19 protein-coding genes and 1 tRNA gene are annotated in these 26,252 nt (G+C 62.3%); 13 read left to right on the top strand and 7 right to left on the bottom strand.

Annotated elements, in window-relative coordinates:
- Positions 1 to 190 precede the first annotated feature (190 nt).
- From GWL_RS16050 to GWL_RS16020, 7 genes are all read left to right on the top strand, one after another.
- Positions 191 to 1,561 carry an aspartate aminotransferase family protein gene (locus GWL_RS16050; RefSeq protein ID WP_008332088.1) on the top strand — a complete coding sequence of 457 codons (1,371 nt, stop codon included), beginning with the start codon at positions 191 to 193 and terminating at the stop codon, positions 1,559 to 1,561.
- Positions 1,562 to 1,652: 91 nt separating this feature from the next.
- Positions 1,653 to 3,017, top strand: coding sequence for a DUF1329 domain-containing protein (locus GWL_RS16045; RefSeq protein WP_034351011.1), 1,365 nt, complete (start codon positions 1,653 to 1,655; stop codon positions 3,015 to 3,017).
- Between the two features lie 44 nt (positions 3,018 to 3,061).
- A complete protein-coding gene (locus GWL_RS16040; protein ID WP_008332086.1) occupies positions 3,062 to 4,801 on the top strand; it encodes a DUF1302 domain-containing protein in 1,740 nt (579 codons plus the stop codon).
- A gap of 76 nt (positions 4,802 to 4,877) precedes the next feature.
- A complete protein-coding gene (locus GWL_RS16035; RefSeq protein WP_008332085.1) occupies positions 4,878 to 7,247 on the top strand; it encodes an RND family transporter in 2,370 nt (789 codons plus the stop codon).
- 31 nt (positions 7,248 to 7,278) lie between these two features.
- Positions 7,279 to 8,283, top strand: a complete 1,005-nt coding sequence (locus GWL_RS16030) for a YCF48-related protein (protein WP_237713583.1) — start codon at positions 7,279 to 7,281, stop codon at positions 8,281 to 8,283.
- Positions 8,284 to 8,352: 69 nt separating this feature from the next.
- Entirely contained in the window at positions 8,353 to 8,961 is a 609-nt protein-coding gene (locus tag GWL_RS16025; protein WP_008332082.1) for an FMN-dependent NADH-azoreductase, read from the top strand.
- Between the two features lie 36 nt (positions 8,962 to 8,997).
- Entirely contained in the window at positions 8,998 to 9,642 is a 645-nt protein-coding gene (locus GWL_RS16020) for a cytochrome b (RefSeq protein ID WP_008332080.1), read from the top strand.
- On the opposite strand, the gene GWL_RS16015 is transcribed toward GWL_RS16020, so the two are convergent.
- The 5 genes from GWL_RS16015 to GWL_RS23440 form a co-directional block, all read right to left on the bottom strand.
- Positions 9,639 to 9,896 carry a hypothetical protein gene (locus GWL_RS16015; RefSeq protein WP_008332078.1) on the bottom strand — a complete coding sequence of 86 codons (258 nt, stop codon included), beginning with the start codon at positions 9,894 to 9,896 and terminating at the stop codon, positions 9,639 to 9,641. The two genes, GWL_RS16020 and GWL_RS16015, sit on opposite strands and share 4 nt — an antisense overlap.
- Before the next feature lie 228 nt (positions 9,897 to 10,124).
- Positions 10,125 to 10,201, bottom strand: a tRNA-Arg gene (locus GWL_RS16010).
- 82 nt (positions 10,202 to 10,283) lie between these two features.
- Positions 10,284 to 11,912, bottom strand: a complete 1,629-nt coding sequence (locus GWL_RS16005) for a glucan biosynthesis protein (RefSeq protein WP_008332077.1) — start codon at positions 11,910 to 11,912, stop codon at positions 10,284 to 10,286.
- 178 nt (positions 11,913 to 12,090) lie between these two features.
- Positions 12,091 to 13,158, bottom strand: coding sequence for a type II asparaginase (locus GWL_RS16000; protein ID WP_008332076.1), 1,068 nt, complete (start codon positions 13,156 to 13,158; stop codon positions 12,091 to 12,093).
- Positions 13,159 to 13,225: 67 nt separating this feature from the next.
- Positions 13,226 to 13,561, bottom strand: a complete 336-nt coding sequence (locus GWL_RS23440; protein WP_157174259.1) for a hypothetical protein — start codon at positions 13,559 to 13,561, stop codon at positions 13,226 to 13,228.
- Between the two features lie 173 nt (positions 13,562 to 13,734).
- On the opposite strand from GWL_RS23440, the gene GWL_RS15995 reads away from it, so the two are divergent.
- Positions 13,735 to 15,237 carry an AMP nucleosidase gene (locus tag GWL_RS15995; RefSeq protein WP_034351263.1) on the top strand — a complete coding sequence of 501 codons (1,503 nt, stop codon included), beginning with the start codon at positions 13,735 to 13,737 and terminating at the stop codon, positions 15,235 to 15,237.
- A gap of 90 nt (positions 15,238 to 15,327) precedes the next feature.
- Here GWL_RS15995 and GWL_RS15990 read toward each other — a convergent pair whose 3' ends face one another.
- Positions 15,328 to 16,551 (bottom strand): YbfB/YjiJ family MFS transporter, encoded by a 1,224-nt coding sequence (locus GWL_RS15990; protein WP_034351005.1) that lies wholly within the window; start codon positions 16,549 to 16,551, stop codon positions 15,328 to 15,330.
- Between the two features lie 132 nt (positions 16,552 to 16,683).
- Here GWL_RS15990 and GWL_RS15985 point away from each other — a divergent pair, with 132 nt between their 5' ends.
- The gene (locus GWL_RS15985; RefSeq protein ID WP_008332067.1) at positions 16,684 to 17,553 is read left to right on the top strand and encodes a LysR substrate-binding domain-containing protein; all 870 of its coding nucleotides are present in this window, start codon (positions 16,684 to 16,686) and stop codon (positions 17,551 to 17,553) included.
- 368 nt (positions 17,554 to 17,921) lie between these two features.
- Here the strand turns inward: GWL_RS15985 and nhaR are convergent, their stop codons facing one another.
- Positions 17,922 to 18,866 (bottom strand): transcriptional activator NhaR, encoded by a 945-nt coding sequence (nhaR, locus tag GWL_RS15980; RefSeq protein ID WP_008332066.1) that lies wholly within the window; start codon positions 18,864 to 18,866, stop codon positions 17,922 to 17,924.
- A gap of 176 nt (positions 18,867 to 19,042) precedes the next feature.
- Between nhaR and GWL_RS15975 the strand changes: the two genes are divergently transcribed.
- From GWL_RS15975 to GWL_RS15960, 4 genes are all read left to right on the top strand, one after another.
- A complete protein-coding gene (locus tag GWL_RS15975) occupies positions 19,043 to 19,339 on the top strand; it encodes a zf-TFIIB domain-containing protein (protein WP_008332064.1) in 297 nt (98 codons plus the stop codon).
- Between the two features lie 67 nt (positions 19,340 to 19,406).
- Positions 19,407 to 20,384, top strand: a complete 978-nt coding sequence (locus GWL_RS15970; protein WP_034351003.1) for a TerC family protein — start codon at positions 19,407 to 19,409, stop codon at positions 20,382 to 20,384.
- Between the two features lie 171 nt (positions 20,385 to 20,555).
- Positions 20,556 to 21,287: a transposase gene (locus GWL_RS15965; protein WP_034351001.1), complete on the top strand. Its 732-nt coding sequence runs from the start codon at positions 20,556 to 20,558 to the stop codon at positions 21,285 to 21,287.
- A 185-nt stretch (positions 21,288 to 21,472) separates the two neighbouring features.
- Positions 21,473 to 26,149: a glutamate synthase-related protein gene (locus GWL_RS15960; RefSeq protein ID WP_008332058.1), complete on the top strand. Its 4,677-nt coding sequence runs from the start codon at positions 21,473 to 21,475 to the stop codon at positions 26,147 to 26,149.
- The last annotated feature ends 103 nt before the right edge of the window (positions 26,150 to 26,252 follow it).

Raw genomic sequence — 26,252 nt, 5'->3', positions numbered from 1 at the left:
TTTCCTTCCCCGCTGCGCACCGCGCAATGACTTGCTCATTTGGGCTAATGGCTTGCCCGCTGCAAGGGTTTTAATCGTGTCATGCCGAAAGGGCGCCACAGCGGCGTGTCGGGCGGCGCTGTTCCTGGTTTCTCGCCTGCCGCTGGCGCAGGCGAACACTCTCTTGAAAACGGTCTAGAAAGGTAAGTTTATGATTGAAGCAGAACTGGAGTCGCTCAACTTTGCTGACGCTCCCAAGATGGTGTCTTCCACCTATCCTGGCCCCAAGACGGCGGCCGCACTGGAACTCTCGGCGCGGACCGAATCGATGGCGCGTGGCGGTGGCCGCATGCCCATTGCGATGGACCAAGCATTCGGCGTGACCTTCAAGGACCCGGACGGCAATACCTTCATCGATCTTTCCGCCGGCGTGGGCGTGAGCAGCGTGGGACGCTGCAATCCGCGAGTAGTCGAGGCCATCCGCAAGCAGTCCGAATCGCTGATGCACTCCATGGAAGTCAACAGCTCCAGGCGCACCGAGCTGGCCGCCAAGATGTCGGAGATCATGCCCGAGGGATTGCGCGGTGATTGCATCACCTTCTTCACCCAGGGCGGCAGCGATGCACTGGAAGCGGCCGTCAAGTTCGCCAGGCGCGTCACTGGCCGGCACCAGATCATCGCCTTCCACGGTGGCTATCACGGTATCTGGAATGCTTCCAACGCGCTCACCACCGGCACAGCGTACCGCAAGGGCTTTGGTCCCTTCATGGGCGGCGTGATCCATGCGCCGTATCCCTACGCTTATCGCTTCCCCTTCGATACCAGCCACAAGAGCGCCGAGCAGATTGCCGGTGAGTACGTCGACTACCTGCTCAACACCCCCTATACCGCAGCCGATGACGTGGCCGCCGTAATCGTCGAACCGGTGCAGGGTGAGGGCGGCTATGTGCCGCCCTCGCCGGAGTTCCTGCAACTTCTGCGCAAAGCCTGCGACCGCAGCGGCGCGCTGCTCATCGTTGATGAAGTGCAGGCCGGGGCCGGTCGCACCGGCAAGATGTGGGCGGTGGAGCACTCGGGCGTCAAGCCCGACATGCTGACCTTCGGCAAGGGTATCGGCGGCGACATGCCCATGGCCGGCCTGGTCATGCGCTCGGACCTGGCCGCCAAGATTCCCGATGGTTCGCAGCCCAATACCTTCGCGGCCAACTCGATCTCGGCTGCAGTGGCGCTGACCAACATCAGCATCCTGCAGGATCCGCGTCTGGACCTGGTCAACCGTGCCCACACGCTGGGCCTGGAAGCACAGGAACGCATCCGCAGCTTCAACAGCCCGTGGGTGGGCGAGGTGCGTGGACGTGGCCTGATGATCGGCATCGAGCTGGTCGAGAACCGCGAAACCCGCGAGCCACTTTCGCGCGAGAAGCTGGGCAAGCTGATGGATTACGTAGTCGGTCACGGTGTGCTGATGATTCCTTGCGGTCGTTACACCAACGTCATGCGCGTGATGCCCTCGCTGACCATCCCGCGCTCGCTGATGTTCAAGGGACTGGACATCTTCGGCGCCGGTCTGGCCTCCCTCTGAACAGGACAGCCAGGGTGCCGGGGCACATCCCGGCACCCTGCCTTATTCCTCATCAATCGCAACAGGCTTGAGTCAATTGGAGAAAGTGGTCATGAAGAGAACGATCCTCGGTTTGTCCCTGCTGGCAATGGGCGCGACGCTGGTACACGCGGCCTCGGTGCAGGATCTGGGCACCACCCTCACACCGCTTGGCGGCGACAAGGCCGCCGGTCAGGGCGTGCCGGAATGGAAGGCGGAAAATGTGGAGTTGCCCGGCTGGTCCTACGGCAAGCTGCGCAAGGACTATTTCAAGTACAAGGATGAAAAGCCCACCGAGGTCATCGACGCCTCCAACGTGGACAAGTACGCCGATCATCTGACGCCGGGACAGGTGGCCCTGATCAAGCAGGTCAAGGGCTACAAGATGGATATCTATCCCACCCATCGCTATTGTTCCGCGCCAGACTTCGTAGTCGAGAATACCAGGAAGAACGTGGCCGATGGCAAGATCGGCGCTGATGGCTGGAGCCTGGCCGAAGCCGACGTGCCCGGCATCCCCTTTCCGCTGCCCAAGACCGGCCTGGAGGTGATGTACAACAGCAAGATGCGCTATCGCGGAGTGGGGGTGGATTTCCCCAATACCATCACCGCTGTCTCTCCGCGCAAGGGCAGCAATGAGTGGATCAAGGCCAGCCAGCAGCTCACGTTGTTCTATCCCTCCAGCGTCAAGGGCAGTACCAAGCTCTCCACGCTGGGCGGAGTCGAGTTCTACACCTACGTCGCCTATTCCTCGCCCACCGCACTGGCCGGGCAAGCGTTGACGGTGACGACCTATCTGAATCGTCCGGGTGCGGAGACCTTCTACTACTTCCCCGGCCAGCGCCGCGTGCGCCGCATGCCGTCCTACGCCTACGATGCGCCGCAGATCGGTATGGAAAACCAGTACACCATGGATGAGCCGACCGTCTTCAACGGTACTCTGGATCGCTTCGACTGGAAGCTGGTCGGCAAGAAGGAAATCTACATCGCCTACAACAGTTTCGGGGCCAACAACTTCAAGGCCAATTTCGAAGATATCGCCAAGCCTGACTTCGTGGCCGAGAATGCGCGCCGCTATGAGCTGCACCGGGTCTGGGTGGTGGAAGCCACGGTCAAGCCGGGGGTACGCCACCTCGCGCCCAAGCGTACCTACTACGTGGATGAGGACAGCTGGAATCTGGTGCTGGCCGATGACTACGACGCCCAGAACAAGCTGTGGAAACACCGCGAGGGCTACATCATCCCGGTCTATGAAACCGGTGCCTGCGATCTCTCCGGCTTTGCTCAGTACAACCTGGCCGAGGGGCGCTACCTGATGGATTCGCACTCGGCCGGCACGGGCAAGGACATCCGCTGGGAGACCGATGTCAAGGACAACCCACGCCTGCGCGACAGTTTCTACAGCGCCGACAACCTGCGCGCCATCAGCGATCGCTGACACCGGTGGCACTCTGACAAGACTTTGACGGGGAAGGGAAAACCATGAAGATGCAAACGCGCAAGACACGGCGTGCCGGATCGGTGCTGCCACGGATGTTGCCCATTGTCGTACCGCTGGTGGGCGCCTGCTTGTACACGGGGAACGCCCATGCCTTCACCTTCGAGGGTGAATCGGTCTCGGGCAACTTTGATTCAACTGTCACGGTGGGGGTCGGTATCCGCGCCAGCAAGCCGGCCTGTGCCGGCATCATCGGTTCGCTCAACGGCGGACAACCCGCGGGGCCGACCGGGGCGGGCGCGCCGGCTGGCTGTGCCGATTCGCTCTCGCAATACAATGACCAGGGCAATCTGAACTATGACCGGGGCAGCGCCTTCACGACCTACATCAAAGGCACGCACGAGCTGATGCTCAAGCTGCCCTCGGACCTGAAATTCTTCGGGCGCGTGAGCTGGCTGCGCGACTTTTCGGCCGACAGTGCCACCGGCTATGTCAGCGCTGGCGGCGGCAGTTCCTTCCCCGGCAATGCGGCCAGCCAGCTGCGCAACAAGACGCGGCTGCTGGATCTGTGGGTGAGCAAGGAGTTTTCCATTGGTGACCAGCGTGCCCGTCTGCGCGTGGGTAACCAGGTGGTCAACTGGGGCGAGAGCCTGTTCATTCCCGGCGGCATCAACCAGACCAATGCACTGGATCTGATGCGCCTGTCGCAACCGGGCACGCAGATGAAGGAAGCCGTACTGCCGGCGCCGATGGTCAACCTCGCCACCGGACTGGGTCATGGCCTGAGCATCGAGACCTATGTGCAGCAGGGCTGGCAGCGTAACTACTTCCCGCCGGTGGGCAGCTACTGGTCTATCGGCACCATCGGCAACGGTGCGCCCGAACTGGGCGTGCCCACCACCAGCACACCGCGTTCCAGCGGGCAGTATGGAGTGGCCTTGCGCTACAGCCCGAAGGACACCGAGATGAACTTCGGCTTGTACGTGATGAACTACCACGACAAGTCCCCGGTGATGTCGACCTCCACCAGTTCCGTTTCGGGCTTCGGCTATTCCTATCTGCAAGACCGCAAGATGATCGGCGCCAGCATGAACTTCCCGCTGGGCAACTGGGCGGTGGGCACCGAGCTGTCGTATCGCCCCAAGGATCCGATCACGCTCAACACCTCCACTGCCGGCAATAGCCCCACCACCAATGGCAGCGGTTGCCTGGCCAACGGTAACTGCTACGTCGAGACTGCCAAGTACCAGTTGGCTGTAACCGGTCTCTTGAGCATGACGCCGAGCGACAATCCCACCATCCTCAAGATGCTGGGCGGCGCCGATACGGCGACGTTGATGGCCGAGGCCGTGGGCATCTACTATCCCAACATGAAGCGCTCCTACCAGGGTATCCCGGTGGCGGCCGGCAACTGGGGCTGGGGTTACGACACTACCGCCAATGCCATCGCCACCGGGTCGGGTACACCGCCCAGCGTGGGCACGGCGCTCTCGTATGGCTACAACCTCGACTTCAGCTGGGTGTATGACGGTTCTCTGATCCCGGGCTGGCAGGTGGTGCCGGAGGTGTTCTACTTCCAGGCCTTGCACGGACGTACCCCCAACTTCGCGGGGACCTTCATGCAGGGGGCCAAGTCGGCCAACTTCATCGTCAGCTTCATCCAGAATCCGGCCAAGTGGCAGTTCTCGCTCAACTACGCCATGTTCTGGGGCGGCGACACGATCTTCGACCAGCCGCTGCGGGGTCGCAATTTCGTCGGCGCCACCGCGACCTACAACTTCTGATCCCGGTCGGACTGCGCCCTGGCGGGCGTAGTCCGTTCCGGTCATGCTGTGCCTTTCATGCTGGACTCAGATCACTATGCGTTTTCTCAACGGCTTTCTCAGCCTGGCGCGCCTGGAGGCGCTGGCGTTTCGTGTGCGGCTGCCCATTCTGTTGGCGCTGTTGGGCTTCACGGCGCTGATGGCCGTGTTCTCGCTGCAGCTGCGCATGGATGCCGGCTTCGAGAAACAGATTCCGACCGACCATGAATACGTGGCCACCCTGCATCAGTATCGTGATGATCTGTTCGGGGCCAATCGTCTCAATATCGTTCTGCGTGCACGCCACGGCAGCATCTGGACCAAGGAGGGTCTCACGCGCCTGAACGCCATGACCCAGGCCGTCATGTTCCTGCCCAACATCAACCGGCTGGGTGTACAGTCGCTGTGGACTCCCAACACCTTCGTCAACGAAATCACCGAAGAAGGCTTCCGCGCCGATCCCGTCATTGCCGGTACCGTCACGCCCGACAATCTGACCCCAGAGATCATCGCCAGTATCCGCGACAGCGCCAACAATGGTGGCTTCGTCGGTACCCTGGTTTCGCGGAACCAGGATAGCGCGATGATCATCGCCGAGATCAATGAATTCGACGCCAATGGCAAGAAGGTCGACTACCTGGCTTACAACAAGCTTTTGAACGACTTGCGCGCCAAGTATGAGAACGCCGATTTCGAGGTGCAGATCATCGGCTTTGCCAAGCAGATAGGTGACGTTGCCGATGGTGCGCAAGGGGTGCTCAAGTTCTGTGCCATGGCCTTGCTGCTGACGGCACTGGCGGTGTACTGGTATTGCCGTTCTTTGCCGTTTACGATTCTGCCCATCGTTTGTTCCCTGGTGTCGCTGGTGTGGCAGTTCGGCACCCTACATCTGCTGGGCTATGGACTGGACCCGCTGGCAGTGCTGGTACCCTTTCTGGTGTTTGCCATCGGTGTTTCGCACGGGGTGCAGCAGATCAACTACATCGTGCGTGGCGTCGCATCCGGCATGGGCTGTGACGAAGCGGCGCGCGCCAGCTTCCGTGGCCTGCTGGTGCCGGGCGTACTGGCGCTGGTGACGGCCTTCGTCTCCTTCATCACGCTGACCCTCATTCCGATTCCCATGGTCAAGGAGCTTGCCATTACCGCCTCCATCGGTGTGGGCTACAAGATCATCACCAATCTGGTCATGCTGCCGCTGGCCGCATCTCTGCTCAAGGTCAACAAGGCCTATGCGGATACGGCCATGCGCGCCCAGCAGAAGCGCGCGCGCTGGCTGCAGGTCTTCGCGAGGGCAGCCCACCCGCGCAACGCCAGGGTGATCGTGCTGGTGACGCTGGCGCTGTTCGCCGCCTCGGTGTGGTACAGCAGCGATCGACTGGTCGGAACGCTCCAGGCCGGGGCGCCCGAGCTGCGTGCAGATTCGCGTTACAACCTGGATGCCAGGTCGATCTCGGAAAACTATGACACCGGTCTGGACTGGCTCTCCGTGATTCTGGCCACGCCCCCCAATTCCTGTGATCAGGTGGCCTTCGGGCGCTACCAGGACCAGTTCGATGCTGCCATGGCAGAGGTGCCGGGCGTGATGTCGGTGAGTTCCTTCGCGCAGCAGATGAAGACCTACAACGAAGGCTACAACGAGGGCAACCCTGCCATGTATTCGGTACCCCTGGACCCGGCCAACTACGCCGCGCTGGCGGTGGAGATTGGACGGGTGCGCGGCTTCCTTTCCAAGGATTGCAGCATGCTGGCCACCCATCTCTACCTGACCGATCACAAGGCATCCACCATCAATGGCGTGATCGCTGCCGTGAAGCGGTACCGCAACGTGCATCACCTGGCGGGGCTGACCATCCGCCTGGCCGCCGGCAACGCCGGGGTGATCGCCGCCGTCAACGAGGAGGTGGAGAAGTCGGAGCTGCCGATGATGCTCTACGTCTATGCCGCCATCGTGGTGCTGGTGTTTGCTGTCTATCGTGACCTGCGCGCAGTGGTGGCGTGCTGCCTGCCGCTGACGGTGGCTACTTTCATCGGCTATGCCTTCATGAAGCAGTTGCAGATCGGCCTGACGGTGGCGACCTTGCCGGTAATGGTGCTGGCCGTGGGCATTGGCGTGGACTATGCGTTCTACATCTACAGCCGCCTGCAGATGCACCTGGCCGCAGGCGAAGCGATTGACGTGGCGCTGGAGAAATCGATACAGGAAATCGGCGTGGCGACCATCTTCACCGCCATCACGCTGGCCATCGGCGTGGCCACCTGGTCCTTCTCGCAACTCAAGTTCCAGGCCGACATGGGCAAGCTGCTGGCCTTCATGTTCATCGTCAACCTGATCATGGCCATGACCGCCTTGCCGGCCTTTGCGGTGGTGCTGGAACGGCTGTTCCCGCGCAAGGGCAAGATTCGGGTCAACGGCATGATGAACCATTGAGCGCGCGGGAGAGAATGTGATGCAAGGGAGAATGGATGTGAGCAAGCCAGTCAAGTGGTGGCTGTCCTCGATGATGATGGTGCTCTGTGCGCTGTCCACCAACCATGCCGACGCCCAGGGCATGACACCGGTGCCGGTGCAGGCCGCCTTGCCGGACGCCCACGCCGAGCGTTCCATGATACTGGCGGCCGCCCTGGCCGGTGAGCGTGTGGTTGCGGTGGGCGCACGCGGCAACGTCATTCTCTCCGATGACGGCGGGCAGCACTGGCGCCAAGCGCGCGAGGTGCCGGTAGATTTCACGCTCACGGCAGTGAGTTTCGTGGATGACAAGGAGGGATGGGCGGTCGGCCATGGCGGCGTGGTGATCCACACCGTTGATGGCGGCCAGACCTGGCAACTGCAACGCAGTGCTACCGATGTCGATCAGCCTCTGTTTACGGTCTACTTCCGTGACCGTTTGCACGGCTGGGCCGCCGGATTGTGGTCGCTGCTGGTGCAGACCGAGGACGGCGGCAAGACCTGGACGTCGTTGCGCCTGCCGGTGGCGCCCGGCAGCAAGCGCAGCGACCTGAACCTGCTGCATCTCTTTGCGGGCCAGGGTGATGCACTCTACCTGGCGGCAGAGCAGGGCATGGTGTTCCGTTCACACGACGGCGGCCAGCACTGGGACCTGAAGAGTACCGGCAGCAAGGCCTCCCTGTGGAGCGGAACCGTGGCTCAGCCTTCGGGTGTGCTCATCGTGGCGGGACTTGGCGGCAAGCTCTTGCGCAGCACCGATGAGGGCGCAAGCTGGCAGGCTATGGCCATTCCCACCACCGGTTCCATCACGGCCCTGCAGGCCACGCCTGGGCTGCTGACGGCCTCTTCGCTGGAGGGCAAGCTGCTGCAAAGCCGCGATGAGGGCATGACCTGGAAGGTGGTGGCCGCCGCGCCGCAAGCCCTGACCGCCTTGCTGGTGAACCGGCTCGGGCAGGTGCTGATGTTTTCCAAGGAAGGGGTGCTCAAGGCGGTGGAACCCGGCAAGGGAAAGCCCTGATCCGAGGCAGCGCTCCCTTGTGTTCTTTTCGGATTTAATTATATAAATTATTTGTATTGAGAAATGACAATGAAACTCCTGCATCTCGATGCCAGCATCTTGGGCGAGCATTCCGTGAGCCGCCAGCTCTCGGCCGATATCGTCGCGCGTCTGCGTCAGCTGTATCCTGCGCTGGAGATATTCCGTCGCGACCTGGCCAGCGTTGCCCCCGCGCACCTGTCTCCGCAACATTTGGCGGCCTTCAATGGTGCCGAGGTCACCGACCCGGCGCTGCATGCCGATATCGCCCTGGGTCAGACCTGCCTGGATGAATTGCTGCAAGCCGATCTGCTGGTGATTGGCGCACCGATGTACAACTTTTCGCTGCCTTCCTCTCTGAAAGCGTGGATAGACCGCGTGGCGGTGGCAGGCACGACCTTCACCTATGGCAATACGGGGCCGGAAGGGCTACTCAAGGGACGCAAGGCATATATCGCCTCCGTGCGCGGCGGCCAGTATGCGGAAGGGACGCCCGAGGCGGCGCTGGACCATCAGGAGCGCTATCTGCAGGATCTGTTGGGCTTCCTGGGGATCGTTGATGTCACCGTGATCCGCGCCGAGGGTGTTGCCATGGGGGAGGCCGAGAAGGCACAGGCACTGGCCGACGCGACGGCGCGTATCGGTTTTTTGCGCGTGTAATACACTGTCGCACCATTTTCTTGTGCAGGGGACTCCATGCTGAAAAATACTGCGGAGCGCTTCGGTGCGGTCGCCAAATGCTTCCACTGGACCATGGCGGCGGCCTTCATCCTGGCTTACATCGTGGTGTATTACGTGATTTGGTTCATCGATCCCGAGACCAGCATCAAGCCGGCCCTGTTCGGCATCGAACCCAATGGCGCGCTGGTCGTTCCCATCCTCAACATCCATTGGGTGCTTGGCGTCAGTATCGGTATCTTGGTGATCCCGCGCCTGGTGTGGCGTCTGGTCAATGAGGAACCGACCCAGGTGCCGGGCAGTGCGCTGGAGCATGTCCTGGCCAGGCTGGCGCACTGGGCGCTGTATCTGTTCATGATCTTGATGCCGCTCACGGGCTATCTCAATACCTATGATCCGACTCACTTTGGTCTCTTCGTGATACCGGCCTTCCGCGAGACCACCTTGTTCCAGTGGATCGCTTCCACCTGGCAGATCACCGCCGAGCAGGTGGAAACGCCCATCTTTGCCGTTCACAAGTTCCTGGGTGACTGGGTGGTGTGGGTGGTGGTCCTGCTGCATGCGGCGGCGGCCTTCTTCCATCACCATGTGCGCAAGGACGCCACGCTTACCCGCATGCTGCCGACCTCCTGGAGCCGTAAGCAGGAGAATGAGCGTCGCTAGGTCAGGCGCCGAGCGGCGGCGGCTGGCTCGTGATGTTGCGCGTCATCGGCTGCCGCGCTGCTTTCCTGGGCGACCGGCTGCATGTCTTCCGCCGCGATCACGGCAGGATGCCCGGAGGAGGTGTCGGTGTCGGCACTGCGCGTACTGTCGGCGTTGCGGCGGGTCAGATCATCGTAGCGGCGCAATACCGGTTTGGCAGCAGCCAGCATGGCCAGCGAACCGGCAGCCAGCATGAGCAAGGATATCTTTTTCATTGCGGCTCCTGTGGGTGGGGAGAGAGACTCGGAGGGCATCGAGTCCTGCGAACCTTGATTATCCCCGTGCGCACAGCAGGGGCCTGTCAGACGATGGCGCAAGCGTGCGTCGGCCAGAGGTGGATTTTTTTGGATGAGCTGCGGAGCCGGTCCGCGTTGCTCGCTCCGTTTCCGACAGCAGAAAACAAAAAAGGGCCCATCTTGCGATGGACCCTTTTTTACTACATATGGTGCGGCTGGCAGGAATCGAACCCACGACCCCTTGGTTCGTAGCCAAGTACTCTATCCAGCTGAGCTACAGCCGCGAAAGAACGAGATTATAAGGAGCTTTTCAAAAAAGTACAAACATTTTTTCCTCGCCCTGCAAAAAATCTTTTCCGCCGCACTTCAATAGACTTCCCGTGCGGCAAACGGATGGTATTGGAACAACCAGGTTTCACTCAGCGCCTGGCCCTGATGGCGCAGGAACAGGCGCAGTTCGACCGGCTCCTCGCCGCTGGCCGCAAGATCGAACTGCGCGCGCCAGTGGCCGGGCACGCCATTGGGCAGGGCTTCGGTATAGACATAGGAAATGCTGCCGCGCGAGGCCGTGATGACCGCTTCCGGCTTCACCCCAAAGGGCAGGGCAGCCAGCGGCGGGCCCTTGAACTCGACCATGAACTTGCGTACCTGCGGCGGGCGCGGTTGGCCCGGCTGGCCGCCGCGCCCCAGGCGCGTGGCTACGCAGCGCGCCAGCGGGGTCGGGAAGGGTTCGTCGTGCTGCCAGTAGAGACGATAGCGCAGGCGATACGCGTCCCCCGCCCGCGCCGGTGCCTTGGGCACCCACATGGCGACGATGTTGTCGTGGATTTCGTCATCGGTGCGCAGCTCGATCAACTGGACTTCGCCCTCGCCCCAGTCGCCCAGGGGTTCCACCCACAGGCTGGGGCGGCGTTCGTAGTGCACGCCGTCGAGGTAATGATCAAAGTCGCGGTCCCGCTGCAGCAGGCCGAAGCCGCGCAGGTGCCGGTCGCTGAAGGCCGATGACACCGTGCGCGGCGGATTGTTGAGCGGTCGCCACAGGTGTTCGCCCGCGCCATTCCAGATCGCCAGTCCGTCCGAGTCATGCACCTCCGGCCGCCAGTCCGCGCCGGTACCCTTCACGGTCTCCGAAAACCAGTACATCGAGGTGGCCGGTGCCAGGCCCAGTCGCGCTACGTCGCGGCGCAGGAACAGGGACTTGTCGATCTCCATGTTCACGCCGCCGCCCTGCTTGCGCTGCATGGCGAAGCGATAGGCGCCGGTGATGCTGGGGCCATCGAGCAGGGCGTACACCACCACCGTATCACTGCCGGCGGTGCCGGGCTCAAAGAAGAATTGCGTGAAGTCGGGAAATTGCTCGGGCCGGTCAGCCTGGGCCACATCGATGGCGATGCCGCGCGCCGACAGACCGTACTGGTACAGATCCCCGATGGCACGGAAATAAGAGGCGCCGAGGAAGGCCACCCAGTCATTGCTGCGCCAGTCCTTGAGCTGCTGGTCGGCCAGGCGACTCTCCTGGAAACGGAAACCGGCAAAGCCGCTGTCGGGCGGCAACTGGTGGGCGGGGCTGTCGGCGGGCATGTCGAAGTAGTCATCGCGGTAAGACACTTCACGGGACTGGACCGGTACAGTGCCATCGCCCTGACCAGCAAGGATGAACATCCGTACCGGTACACGGAAGAACTTGCCGAGATGGAAGAAGGTCACCGGAAACGCGCCGGGCCCCTGGGCGAAGAGCGCATCTGCGGTCTTGAAACGGATCTGGCCATGCGCCTCGTAGTCAATGCGGTCCAGCACCGCAGCCGGTGCGGCGGGCGGGGCCTGATAGGGGGTGCGGGCCATGTCGCGTGCGCGGGCGATGAGCGTGTCGAAGGAAAACGGCTGCGCGCGACCCAGGCGCAAGCCCTGCGCCGCCAGCGCGCGCGGTGAGAGGCCGAGGGCGGCCAGCGCCGAGGCGGCACTGGCGGCGGCGAGGAAATGACGGCGGCTGGGCATGCGGTGTTCTCCTGTGAGGCGCTCGCGGGGTGGGGCGAACTCTACAGAGTCGGTGCGAACCGGCTTGGTTCCGCCCATGAAAAAGCCCGCTGCAGGTGCAGCGGGCTTGAAGGGATACAGGGATACAGGAATACAGGGATACGAATTGCGGCGGGCAGGATCTGCCCGTCCGCGCCGATCAGTATTCCCAGAACATCTTCTGGATTTCCTTGGTGTCGGTGGTCTTGGTCAGGGCCAGCATCAGCAGGATGCGCGCCTTCTGCGGGTTGAGCGTGTCGGAGACCACGAAGTCCAGCTTGTCGTCGTCGGCTTCGCCGTTGCGCGCCACGATGCCCTGGCCGACGCGGCTGGAACGTACGATCACCACGCCCTTCTTGCGGGCTTCGGTCAGCGACGGCACCACGGTGTTGTTCAGGCTGCCGTCACCCACGCCGGCGTGGATGATGCCCTGTGCGCCAGCGGCCACGAAGGCGTTGAGCGCGATCGGATTCATGTTGGCGTAGCCGTAGACGATGTCCACTTGCGGCAGCTTGTCCAGGTTCATGATGTCGAAGGGCGTGTCGACCGTGTTCTTGCGGGTGGACTGGCGATAGAAGTAAGGCTTGCTGCCCTGGATGTAGCCCAGGAAGCCCAGTTCCGGCGTCTTGAAGGTGTCCGTGGTGGAGGTGTTGGTCTTGGTCACTTCACGGCCAGCGTTGATCTGGTCGTTCAGGGTCACCAGCACGCCCTTGCCGACGGCTTCCTTGGAGCCGGCCAGCAGCACGGCGTTGTACAGGTTGATCGGGCCGTCAGCGCTGATGGCGGTGGAGGGACGCATCGCGCCCACGATCACCACCGGCTTACGGCTCTTGACCACCAGGTCCAGGAAGTAGGCGGTCTCTTCGATGGTGTCGGTGCCGTGGGTGATGACGATGCCGTCCACGTCACTCTGCGCCAGCAGGGTGTTGACGCGCTTGGCCAGCTTGAGCCAGGCGTCGTTGTTCATGTTCTCGCTGGCGATCTGCATGACCTGCTCGCCGCGCACATTGGCGACCTTCTTCAGTTCGGGAACGGCGGCGATGAGCGCATCCACGCCGACCTTGGCCGCGGTGTAGCCGACGGTAGTGGTGCTGGTGGCGCCAGTGCCGGCGATGGTGCCGCCGGTGGCCAGGATGACGACGTTGGGGAGTTGTTGTGCTTGCGCGGCAGCGGCTGCGGCCAGGCAGAGCAGGACCAGCATTTGCTGGAAGATTTTTTTGATGAACATGTGTGCCTCTGAACGAGTAGTTGAATTATTTTTTTATTAGTTTTATGGGATGCCCTGAAAAGATGTCTCACGTCTTGCCGCGCGATGTCATCCCCGCAAAAGCGCCGACACGATAGCACCAGCTCGCGTGGCAATCAAAGGTTTTTTTATCGGATGAGAAAGCCGCATGGCTAGCGGCTTTGCGGCAGTGTTTTACGCACATTTGGTGCGTTTTTATGACTTGACAGCAAGCGAAAGAAGAAAATCGACTCGCAACTGACGGCGCGCTGACACCCCCGCCGGGGCGGCGCGGGAAGCAGGCGCGAGGGGCGGCCAGTGCAGAGGAAAAAATAAGTAAATCGCGCGGAAGAAGCTGGACGATATCACCGAATCCGCGAGCGGCAAAGCCGGACAAGCGCGACATTGTCCTGCCTGATCCCGGGATGGGAAGACCGCATGGAACCCTGCGCTCTCAGGTAAGATGGTGCTGCGCACAAGCAGAACCCATTTCGATGAATGACCGGCCCAACCGGCCGCGCCGCTGCCGCGCATTGGCTTTCAGACCGTTGCGGCGCGCGGCAATGATGGAGAATCATGATGTTTGCCACAGAAAAATTCACCAACCCCGAAGCCGCCTATGCGCGCGTGCTGGCAATCTACGAGCACAACACGGCCATCCTGCGCGATGCCTTCCGCCAGTTTTCCAGCGGCCAGGCAATGCCGCAGCGGGTCCGTGCCTGTTATCCCTTCGTGCGCATCACCACCGAGAAATCCACCCACACCGATACCCGCCAGTCCTTCGGTTTCGTGGCCGGCCCCGGCTGTTACGAGACCACGCTCACGCGCCCCCAGCTGTTTCATCAGTACCTGCTCGCGCAGTTCAAGCTGGTGCTGCAGAACCATGACGTACCGCTGGAAGTGGGCGTAAGCGAGCTGCCGATCCCGGTGCACTTTGCCTTCCCCGAGGGGATCCACGTGGAGGGCAGTCTCGATCCGGAACATCTGCGCACGCTGCCCGACTGGTTCGATCTGCCCGATCTGGCAACCATGGATGACCGCATCGCCAATGGCACCTATGAAGTGGACAACGGCGCCTGGCGCGAAGGACCGCATCCGCTGGCGCTGTTCACCGGTCCGCGCATCGATTACTCGCTGCATCGCCTGCGCCACTATACGGCGACCTCGCCGGATCAGTTCCAGCGCTACGTGCTCTTCACCAACTATGCCTTCTATGTCGATGAATTCGTGCGCCTGGGCCGGCGCCTGATGGAGCCGACCGACGATCCGGACGAGCTGGCCTATCGCCGCCAGTACACTGCCTTCGTCGAGCCCGGTAATGTCACCACCTGGAGTGCCAACCAGACCGGTACAGTGACCAGGCCAGTTTCCGGGGTGGCACCGGCACGGCAGCCGCAGATGCCGGCCTATCACCTGCAGCGCGCCGATGGCAGCGGCATCACCCTGGTCAACATCGGCGTGGGTCCGTCCAATGCCAAGACGGTTACCGACCACGTGGCGGTGCTGCGTCCGCATGGCTGGCTGATGCTGGGTCACTGCGCCGGGCTGTCGGCTTCGCAGCGCATGGGCGATTACGTGCTGGCCCATGCCTATGTGCGCGATGATCACGTGCTCGATGATGACCTGCCGCTGTGGGTGCCCATCCCCGCCCTGGCCGAAGTGCAGCTGGCCTTGCAGGATGCGGTAGCCAGCATCACGCGGCTGGATGGCTATGAGTTGAAGCGCATCATGCGCACCGGGACGGTGGCTTCGGTCGATGACCGCAACTGGGAGCTGCGCGACCATCGCATGCCGCTGCTGCGCTTCTCGCAGAGCCGCGCCATCGCGCTGGACATGGAAAGCGCCACGGTGGCGGCCAACGGCTTCCGCTTCCGGGTGCCCTATGGCACGCTGCTGTGCGTCTCCGACAAGCCGCTGCATGGCGAAATCAAGTTGCCCGGCATGGCCAATACCTTCTACGAGCAGCGGGTGGCGCAGCACTTGCAGATCGGCATACGGGCACTGGAGCTCTTGCGCAACAACGGCATCGAACAGCTGCATAGCCGCAAGCTGCGCAGTTTTGCGGAGCCGGCGTTCCGCTGATCGCCACGCCGTCGCCAGCGCTTGCGTTACCAGCGACAACGCCCGCGACAGAAGATGTCGCGGGCGTTTTTGCCTGGCGGTACAGGACGATCAGCGCGGCAGCCGATGCGTGATCGTCAGGCGATAGTAGAGTCCGGCGCCGATCAGCAGGGTCAGCGCCGCCACGCACAGCGAGGGCGTGAAGGAGCCGCTGCCGTGCACCAGGGCCGTAGCCAGCGGCGGACCTGCGATCTGGCCGATGCCATAGGCGGCGGTCATCAGGGCCATCAGGCTGCTGGCCTGCTCGCGGCGCAGGCGGCGTGCCTCGCGCATGCCGAACAGCGTGATGGCCGTGAAGGGCAGGCCCAGCAGCAGGCAGCTCAGCGCAAAGCCGGGTGCGCTGGGGAAGAGGATGGAGACCAGTACCCCTGCGGCCTGCATCAGGTAGGCTCCGGTCAGCAGCAGGCGCTGGTCACCCTGCACCGATAGCCGGGTGGCGCTGAAGGCCCCGGCGGCGACCGACAGCCCGAAGATGGGCCAGAAGTAATCCGGCCACACCGAGCCCGGCAGCGCGTGGCGCGCGATCACCGGCAGGAAGGTCGCGGTGATGATGTAGCCGAATCCGGCGATGCCGTAGGCAATCACCTGGATCAGCACTTCACGCTTCTGGCTGGGCGATTCGGGCGCCGACGCATGGGCCGCAGGGCCGTCATGAGGATGCACATTGAGACCATGCCCGGCATCGAAGCTGAAGGACTTCCACACCAGTGCCGTGAGACCCAGCGCGATTACGCCGAAGGCGATCCAGCCACCGGCGGCCAGCCAGCCGGCAGCGATCATCGGGCCCGAGAGCAGGCCGGTCAGTGCAATGCCCAGGCCGGGGCCGCAGAAGATCACGCCGCCCAGTTCGGGGCGGCCCAGTTGCGTGAGCTGTTGCAGGCACCAGCCGGCGGTGTAGACGAACACATAGGCGCTGGCCACGCCCGAGAGAAAACGCATCCACAGCCAGGCCCAGTCCTGATGCAGCACACCCATGCCCAGCGTGAGCAGGATGGTCACCACCAGACCGGCACGCAGCATGGCCACGCCGCGCTTGCTGCGATGGAAGGCGCATAGCATGGCACCGGCGAAGTAGCCCAGATAGTTGGCCGTGGCCAGCCAGCCGCCCATCTGCAGCGAAAGACTGCCCTCATGCAGCATCATCGGCAGCAGGGGCGTGAAGGCGAAGCGGCCGATGCCCATCGCCACCGATAGCGCCACCATGCCGGACAGGCAGACTTTCCAGGCCAGCGCATGGAGGGAGGTGGAGGGGCGGGTGGCGGCGGGCTGGGTCATGGGCAGGTGCAAAGACATGGAGGTGAACAGGGGTCTATGCTATCGTCTTTCGGTCATTCCAAAAAATGAATAATCGGGATGACTTCATCTTGATTCAAGAACATCCATCGAGAACCTCGCCCGGAGCATCCCATGGAACTGGCCGAACTGGAAATCTTTCGCACCGTCGTCGCCGAGGGCGGCGTGACCCGTGCCGCCGAGCGGCTCAATCGCGTGCAATCCAATGTCACCACGCGCATCAAGCAGCTGGAAGAGTCCGTCGGGGTGCCGCTGTTCGTGCGGGACCGCCGCCGCCTGGTGCTCACGGCGGCCGGGGAAGCATTGCTGGACTACGCCGAACGCATCCTGGACCTGGTGCAGGAGGCGCGCGAGGTGGTAGCGCCCCAGAATCCGCGCGGACGCCTGCGCATCGGTTCCATGGAAAGCACGGCGGCCAGCCGCCTGCCGGCACCCCTGGCCGAGTTCCACCAGCGCTGGCCGGAGGTGCGGCTGGAGCTCTCCACCGGTCCGACCGACGTGCTCATCGCCGGGGTGCGCGCCTGCAAGCTCGATGCCGCGCTGGTGGCCGGGCCCATCGATGATCCGGCCTTCTCGGCCACCCCGCTCTACAAGGAAGAACTGCTGCTGGTGACGCCGCGCAGCCATCGGCGGGTGCGCTCGCCAGAGGATGTGATGCTCGATACCCTCATCGTCTTCGAGCAAGGCTGCGCCTACCGCCGCCATGCCGAAACCTGGTTCGCCAGCCATGGCCGCAGCCGTGATCTGGCACCGGTGCGCACGCTGGAACTGGCGTCCTATCACGCCATTCTGGCCTGCGTGGCGGCAGGCGCCGGGGTGGCCGTGGTGCCGCGCTCGGTGATCGCCATGCAGATGGAGCCGCACGGTTTTGCCACGCATTCGCTGGGCCGCGATGGTCGCGTCACCACTTACCTGGTCAGTCGGCGGGAACGCGGCTCTGCCGCCTTTCTGGCCTTGCGGGCTTTACTTGCGGCAAGTGTTTGATATATTGGATTCATGCCGCATTGATCTAACATGTAGTTCCTAGCACCAAATATGTTCGCTGATGCAGCATATGAAGAGGGTGTAACGATTTGTAAAAACGGCTGCGACGGCTGGGCTATTTCCCTATATTGAAGTTCCCCCTCCATTCTCCCCCCCGAGAATGGGATTTACCCCACGGCTCGCAAGGGACGTGGGGTTTTTCTTTTGTCCCCGCGCTTTTTCTCCCATTCCGAACACTGCATTTCCCGTCATTTACGACATCGCCAGCCTGAACTTTAGCTCGGCAAGCGGGAGGGTTTTGATATGCACTATGGTGCATATATTTTGCTCTCTGTCCGTCGTCGTATTGTCCATGATGCCGGGCGGCATCATGGATCGTTCTTGCGCCTGCCGGTGGGGCGAGGCGGGGTGCTGCCCACGATCAGGTTGCCGCGTGCCGCCGACTGGATCGCCAGCACGGCGGGATGGCTCAGCCTGCGCTCGACCGAGATCGCATAGAACTGTTCGCGGATGGCCTCGGTCTTGCCGATTTCCAGCAGTCCGTACTGCTTGCGGATCTGCCCGGCGATGGCCGTGGGGGCGGCGAAGATGCCCGCACCGGCGTCGCCGAAGGCCAGCAGCAGGGCGCCATCGTCAAATTCACCCGTGATCTGGGGGCGTATGCCTTCCTTTTCGAACCAGCGCAGCAGGCGCGGCCGTACCGCTGCATCTTCGCCCGGCATCAGGAAGGGCGCACCCTCCAGGCTGCGCGGAAAGCCCTTGCGGTAGCGCCGCGCCAGCTCGGGTGTGGCGAAGAAGCTGGTATCGCATTCGCCCAGCAGGTGATGGTAGCCGCGCACGTCCACATTGGGCGGCATGGGACTGTCGGCGATGATGATGTCCAGCTTGTGGATGGCCAGGTCGGCCAGCAGGACGTCGAGCTTGCCTTCGCGGCAGATGATGCGGATCGGATCCTGCATCGCCAGCGCACTTTCCAGCAGCAGGTAGGCGATCGCCTTGGGGACCGCATCGGCCACGCCCACGCGCAATTGCAGGGTGCGTCCACCGGGGCGCAGGCGCAGCGCTTCTTCCAGCTCCTCGCCCAGGCTGAAGATGCGTTCGGCGTAATCGAACACCATGCGGCCTTCGTCATTGAGTTCCAGCCGCCGTCCGACCCGCTTGAAGAGCTTGTAGCCCAGCGATTGCTCGAACAGGCTGATCTGGCCGCTGATGGTCTGCGCCGTCAGGTGCAGGCGCTCGCTGGCGCGCGCTACACCGCCGGTCTTGGCGACGGTCCAGAAGTAGTGGAGATGCTTGTAGTTGAGGCTGGCCATGGGATGCGTCCTGGTTCCGGGGTGTTGTCGATACTTCGGTTTTTCCGAAGGATTATCTCAAAATATTCGAATTTTCATTCATTCCGGTTTGGCCTAAAGTAGCGCCTTGTCAGGTGCGGTTGGGAGTTGTCGCCGTGCCGGGCATCGTTGCCAACACTGGAAGAAGGAGAAGCCTGATGAAATGTCCCGTCTGTACATCTCACAACCTGCTGATTTCGGAACGTCAGGGCATCGAGATCGATTACTGCCCGCAATGCCGGGGCGTGTGGCTGGACCGCGGCGAGCTGGACAAGCTGATCGAGCGTTCCGCTGCCAGCCAGGCCGGCGCAGCGCTTGCCCAGCCGGCTGCGCGGGCGCCGATGCACACGCCGCCGCCGCCCGCCCACGATGCCCGCTTCGGGCACGGCGGGCATGGATATGAATACAAGCGCAAGAAAAAGGGCTTCCTGGGCGAAATCTTCGACTTTGATTGAAGATTTTTTCCCGAAACCGATAACCGAAGCCGCCATCGGGCGGTGAACAAGAAGAGAGAGGTCTGACGTGAACGGTGTAGAAAGTTTCGCAAGCCTGCCCATGTGGATAGGTTTCATCGTCTTCGTGCTGGGGATGCTGGCGGTGGACATGTTCGCCCTGGGCGGGCGCAATGCCCACCGGGTTTCCCCCAGGGAGGCGCTGGGCTGGTCGGTGGTATGGGTGTCGCTGGCCTTCATCTTCGCCGGCCTGATGTGGTGGTATCTCGATGCCAACGTGGGCCGCGAGTTTGCCAACCAGAAGGGCGCCGAGTTCCTCTCCGGCTACCTGATCGAGAAGGCGCTGTCGGTGGACAACATCTTCGTGTTCCTGATGATCTTCAGCTATTTCGCCGTGCCGCCTGAAATGCAGCGTCGCGTGCTGCTCTACGGTGTGATCGGTGCCATCGTCATGCGCGCCGTGATGATCCTGCTGGGTGCCTGGATGATCGCGCAGTTCAGCTGGATCCTGTATGTGTTCGGTGCCTTCCTGGTCTTTACCGGCGTGAAGATGCTGATCTTTGCCGACAAGGAAGCTGACCTGGGCGACAACCCGCTGCTGCGCTGGCTGCGTGGCCACATGAAGATCAGTGACAACTATGACGGCGAAAACTTCACCACCCGCATCAATGGCGTGCGCTATTTCACCCCGCTGATGCTGGTGCTGCTGCTGATCGAAATTTCCGATGTGATCTTTGCTGTCGACAGTATCCCGGCCATCTTCGCCATCACCAAGGATCCGTTCATCGTCTTCACCTCGAACATGTTCGCCATCATGGGCTTGCGGGCGCTGTACTTCCTGCTGGCCGATTCGGCAGAGCGCTTCCACCTGCTCAAGTACGGCCTGGCCCTGGTGCTGTTGTTCGTCGGCGGCAAGATGCTGGCCTCCTACTGGTTCCACGTGCCGGTGCTGGTGTCGCTGTCCATCGTCGGTGCCATCCTGGTGGTTTCCATCATCGCCAGCCTGGTCCTGAGCAAGGACAAGGGCAAGGAAAAGATCGCGAACTGATTGCGTCTTGCAAGAAATTCAACGTGGGGCTTGACCGGCTGGAGCAATCTGGCCGGTTTTTTTATGCGCGCATGAAGCATTCTTCCATCGATGCCAATTGAGCATCATGCGTTTATTGGGGACGGAGTGCATTAGAATGTCCGCTCCATTCACCGGTTTGCAGCGTCTGCCATGGCCCGCCTTCCCCGACTCGTCGTTCCGCACCAACCCCATCACATCATCCAGCGCGGCCATGATGGCCTGGTGGTCTTCCGCGATGCGGATGACCATGTGGCCTTCCTGGGCTGGCTCAAGGAGGCCGCCAGGCAATTCAAGGTGGCGGTGCACGCCTATGTGCTCATGCCCGACCACCTGCACCTGCTGGCGACGCCCTCCGATGACCAGGGGCTGGCACGGATGATGCAATGGATAGGGCGCCACTACGTCCCGTATTTCAACCAGAAGCATGGACGCAGCGGCACGCTGTGGCAGGGGCGTTACCGCGCCACCGTCATCGATGCCGAGCTCTACCTGCTGGCGGTCTGCCGCTACATCGAGCTCAACCCCGTGCGCAAGGGCCTGGTGGCCAGTCCCGGGGAGTATCCGTGGTCCAGCTACATGCACCATATCGGCGCCAGGCAGGATGGGTTGATCACCGATCATCCTCAATATTGGTCGATTGGCAACACCCCCTTCGATCGCGAGATCGCCTATCGCCAGCTCACCGAAGAGGGACTGGCGCGCGCCGAAGTGGAGCGCATCACCGATGCCACGCTCAAGGGTTGGGCGCTGGGATCGGAGGATTTCAAGCAGTCCCTGGAGCGCCAGACACACCGGCGCGTCAGCCCGGCCAAGCGGGGACGTCCCGCCACTGTTCGTATTGCGGGTGAGACAGATGAAGTATCCGCACAGCAAGAATCGTGAACTTTAAAAAATAAGTCTTTTAAATCAATGACTTGAATTCGCTTTCCTTTACTATGTCCCCAATTTAAAAATCCTGAAAATATTGTGGATTTAAATTGCACTCAGACCCTAATTATTTTCATTGAACTATTGGGTGCAGTGCACTATTCTTCAAATCCTTACTGTCAATGTGGTGGAGTTCCGTTATGCACGCGCAAGGCCTTTACGACCCAGCAAATGAACATGACGCCTGTGGCGTCGGTTTCATCGCCCACATCAAGGGCAAGAAAACCCATTCCATCGTTGACCAGGGTTTGCTCATTCTGAAGAACCTGGACCACCGGGGTGCTGTCGGTGCCGACCCGTTGATGGGTGACGGTGCCGGTATCCTGATCCAGATCCCCGACCAGTATTACCGTGAAGAGATGGCCAGGCAGGGCGTGGACCTGCCGCCGCCCGGTGAATACGGCGTGGGCATGATCTTCCTGCCCAAGGAAAACGCTTCCCGCATTGCCTGTGAACAGGAAATCGAACGCGCGGTGCTGGCCGAAGGCCAGATCGTGCTGGGCTGGCGCGATGTCCCGGTGGACCGCGACATGCCGATGTCGCCCACCGTGCGTGAAAAAGAGCCGGTGATCCGCCAGATCTTCATCGGCCGTGGTCCGGACGTGATGGTCACCGATGCGCTGGAACGCAAGCTCTACGTGATCCGCAAGTCGTCCGGCCACGCCATCCAGGCGCTGAACCTCTTGCACGGCAAGGAATTCTTCGTGCCCTCGATGTCGGCCCGCACCGTGGTCTACAAGGGCCTGCTGCTGGCCGACCAGGTTGGCGTGTACTACAAGGACCTGCAGGACGAGCGCTGCGTCTCCGCGCTGGCCCTGGTGCACCAGCGCTTCTCCACCAACACCTTCCCGGAATGGCCGCTGGCCCACCCGTACCGCCTGATCGCCCACAACGGTGAAATCAACACCGTCAAGGGCAACTTCAACTGGATGCGCGCCCGCGAAGGCGTGATGCAGTCTGCCGTGCTGGGTTCGGACCTGAAGAAGCTGTTCCCGCTGATCTATGAAGGCCAGTCCGACACCGCCAGCTTCGACAACGCGCTGGAACTGCTGGTCATGGCCGGCTATCCGCTGCCGCAGGCGATGATGATGATGGTCCCCGAAGCCTGGGAAAACCACACCTCGATGGACGACAACCGCCGCGCCTTCTACGAATACCACGCCGCCATGATGGAACCGTGGGACGGCCCCGCTGCGCTGGCCTTCACCGACGGTCGTCACATCGGCGGCACGCTGGACCGCAACGGCCTGCGTCCGGCGCGCTACATCGTCACCGATGACGACCTGGTGGTGATGGCTTCCGAATCCGGCGTGCTGCCGATTCCCGAATCCAAGATCATCCAGAAGTGGCGCCTGCAGCCGGGCAAGATGTTCCTGATCGACCTGGACGCCGGCCGCATCATCGACGACAAGGAATTGAAGGACACCTACGCCAACGCCAAGCCCTACAAGCAGTGGATCAACTCGGTGCGCGTCAAGCTGGACGAGTTGAAGGAAGAGCCGCGCCAGCCGTCCTCGTCCCTGAAGCTGCTGGACCTGCAGCAGGTCTTCGGCTACACCCAGGAAGACGTCAAGTTCCTGATGGCCCCCATGGCCAGCGGTGGCGAGGAAGCCATCGGCTCCATGGGCAATGACTCGCCGCTGGCGGTCATGTCCAACAAGAACAAGCCGCTGTACAACTACTTCCGCCAGCTGTTCGCGCAGGTGACCAACCCGCCCATCGACCCGATCCGCGAAGCGCTGGTCATGTCGCTGGTGTCCTTCATCGGTCCCAAGCCCAACCTGCTGGACACCAACAACATCAACCCGCCGATGCGCCTGGAAGTGTCGCAGCCGGTGCTGGACTATGACGACATCGCCAAGCTGCGCAACATCAGCGCGCACAGCGGCGGCAAGTTCAAGTCCTACGAACTGAACATCTGCTACCCCGTCGCCTGGGGCAAGGAAGGCATCGAAGCCCGCCTGGCTTCGCTGTGCGCCAAGGCAGTGGATGCGGTCAAGTCGGGTCACAACATCCTGATCATCTCGGACCGCAAGGTCGATGCCGACCAGTTGCCGATCCCGGCACTGCTGGCCACTTCGGCCATCCACCAGCACCTGGTCAGCAAGGGCCTGCGCACCTCCACCGGCCTGGTGGTGGAAACCGGCTCGGCCCGCGAAACGCACCACTTCGCCCTGCTGGCAGGTTATGGCGCCGAAGCGATTCACCCGTACCTGGCGATGGATACGCTGGCCGATCTGGCCAAGGGTCTGCCGGGCGACCTCTCGCCTGAGAAGGCCATCTACAACTTCCAGAAGGCAGTCGGCAAGGGCTTGCTGAAGGTCATGTCCAAGATGGGCATCTCGACCTACATGTCCTATTGCGGCGCGCAGATCTTCGAAGCCATCGGCCTGTCCAAGGCCCTGGTGGACAAGTACTTCAAGGGTACCGCCTCCAACGTCGAAGGCATCGGCGTGTTCGAAGTGGCCGAAGAAGCGCTGCGCCTGCATACCGCTGCCTTCAGCGCCGACCCGGTGCTGGCCAACGCACTGGATGCCGGTGGCGAATACGCCTTCCGTATCCGTGGCGAAGAGCACATGTGGACTCCGGATGCGATCGCCAAACTGCAGCACTCGACCCGTTCGAACAGCTACAACACCTACAAGGAATACGCCCAGATCATCAACGACCAGTCCAAGCGCCACATGACGCTGCGCGGCCTGTTCGAATTCAAGATCGACCCGTCCAAGGCGATCTCGATCGATGAAGTGGAACCGGCCAAGGAAATCGTCAAGCGTTTTGCCACCGGCGCCATGTCGCTGGGCTCGATCTCGACCGAAGCCCACGCCACGCTGGCCATCGCCATGAACCGTATCGGTGGCAAGTCCAACACCGGCGAAGGTGGTGAAGACGTCAACCGTTATCGCAACGAGTTGAAGGGCATCCCCATCAAGCAAGGTGCGACCCTGGCTTCGGAAATCGGCAAGGAACACATCGAAGTCGACATTCCCCTGCTGGAAGGCGACTCGCTGCGTTCGCGCATCAAGCAGGTGGCGTCGGGCCGTTTCGGCGTTTCCGCCGAATACCTGATCTCGGCCGACCAGATCCAGATCAAGATGGCCCAGGGCGCCAAGCCAGGCGAAGGCGGCCAGCTGCCCGGCCACAAGGTCTCGGAATACATCGCCAAGCTGCGCGTGTCGGTGCCGGGCGTGGGTCTGATCTCGCCGCCGCCGCACCATGACATCTACTCCATCGAGGATCTGGCCCAGCTGATCCACGACCTGAAGAACGTCAACCCGCGCGCATCCATCTCGGTCAAGCTGGTCTCCGAAGTGGGTGTCGGTACCGTCGCTGCCGGCGTGGCCAAGGCCAAGTCGGATCACGTGGTCATCGCCGGTCACGATGGCGGTACCGGTGCTTCGCCGCTGTCCTCGATCAAGCATGCCGGTTCCCCGTGGGAACTGGGCCTGGCTGAAACCCAGCAGACCCTGGTCCTGAATGGCCTGCGCAACCGTATCCGCGTGCAGGCTGACGGCCAGATGAAGACCGGCCGCGACGTCGTCATCGGCGCCATGCTGGGCGCGGACGAATTCGGTTTCGCCACCGCACCGCTGGTGGTCGAAGGCTGCATCATGATGCGCAAGTGCCACCTGAACACCTGCCCGGTGGGCGTGGCCACGCAAGATCCGGTGCTGCGCGCCAAGTTCTCCGGCAAGCCGGAACACGTGGTCAACTTCTTCTTCTTCATCGCCGAAGAAGCACGCCAGATCATGGCGCAACTGGGCATCCGCAAGTTCGATGACCTGATCGGCCGTGCCGACCTGCTGGACCGTTCCAAGGCAATCGCGCACTGGAAGGCCAAGGGCCTGGACTTCAGCCGCATCTTCCATCAGCCCGAGTCGAAGCTGCCGGTGTACCACACCGACGTGCAAGACCACGGCCTGGACAAGGCGCTGGACCACAAGCTGATCGCACAAGCGAAGATCGCGCTGGAGAAGGGCGAGAAGGTCTCCTTCATCTCCCCGATCAAGAACCTCAACCGCACCGTCGGCGCCATGCTCTCGGGTGAAGTGGCCAAGCGTTACGGCGACGAAGGCCTGCCGGACGACACCATCCACATCCAGCTGCAAGGCACGGCAGGCCAGTCCGCTGGCGCCTTCCTGGCCAAGGGCGTGACCCTGGACCTGGTCGGCGAAGGCAACGACTACGTCGGCAAGGGCTTGTCGGGCGGCCGCATCATCGTGCGCCCCAACACCGAGTTCCGTGGCCGTGCCGTGGACAACATGATCTCCGGCAATACCGTCCTGTACGGTGCCATCAGCGGTGAAGCCTTCATCAACGGCGTGGCCGGCGAGCGTTTCGCCGTGCGCAACTCCGGCGCCACTGCGGTGGTGGAAGGCACGGGCGACCACGGTTGCGAATACATGACCGGTGGCACCGTGGTGGTGCTGGGCAATACCGGCCGCAACTTCGCTGCCGGTATGTCGGGTGGTATCGCCTACGTGTATGACCCGGAAGGTGATTTCGCCGGCAAGTGCAATACCTCGATGGTCAGCCTGGAGAAGGTCTTGTCCGACACCGAACAGGAGCAGACCCTGGGCCGCAACATCTGGCACAGCCTGCTGCGTGGTGGCGAACGCCAGACCGACGAAGCCATCCTGCGCGGCTTGATTGAACGCCACTTCAAGTACACCGGCAGCACGCGTGCGCGCTACCTGCTGGATAACTGGGCGGCGTCGCGCGCCAAGTTCGTCAAGGTGTTCCCGACCGAGTACAAGCGTGCGCTGGCCGAACTGGCCGCCGCTGCCGAAACGAAGAAGGAAAAGGTCGCCGCCTGATCTTCAGCCAGGCATCGATCGGACTAATCAATCAAGCACGCCGGCGGGCGTGGCGCCACCGAGAGTGAGAGCGCAGCCCGCCGCATCCTTAGCGAGAATGTGA

Source organism: Herbaspirillum sp. GW103 (genome assembly GCF_000261365.1).
In the GTDB taxonomy this organism is placed as follows: domain Bacteria; phylum Pseudomonadota; class Gammaproteobacteria; order Burkholderiales; family Burkholderiaceae_D; genus Herbaspirillum.
The sequence above is the reverse complement of the archived record's forward strand: the minus strand, read 5'-3'. Positions and strand labels throughout refer to the sequence as shown.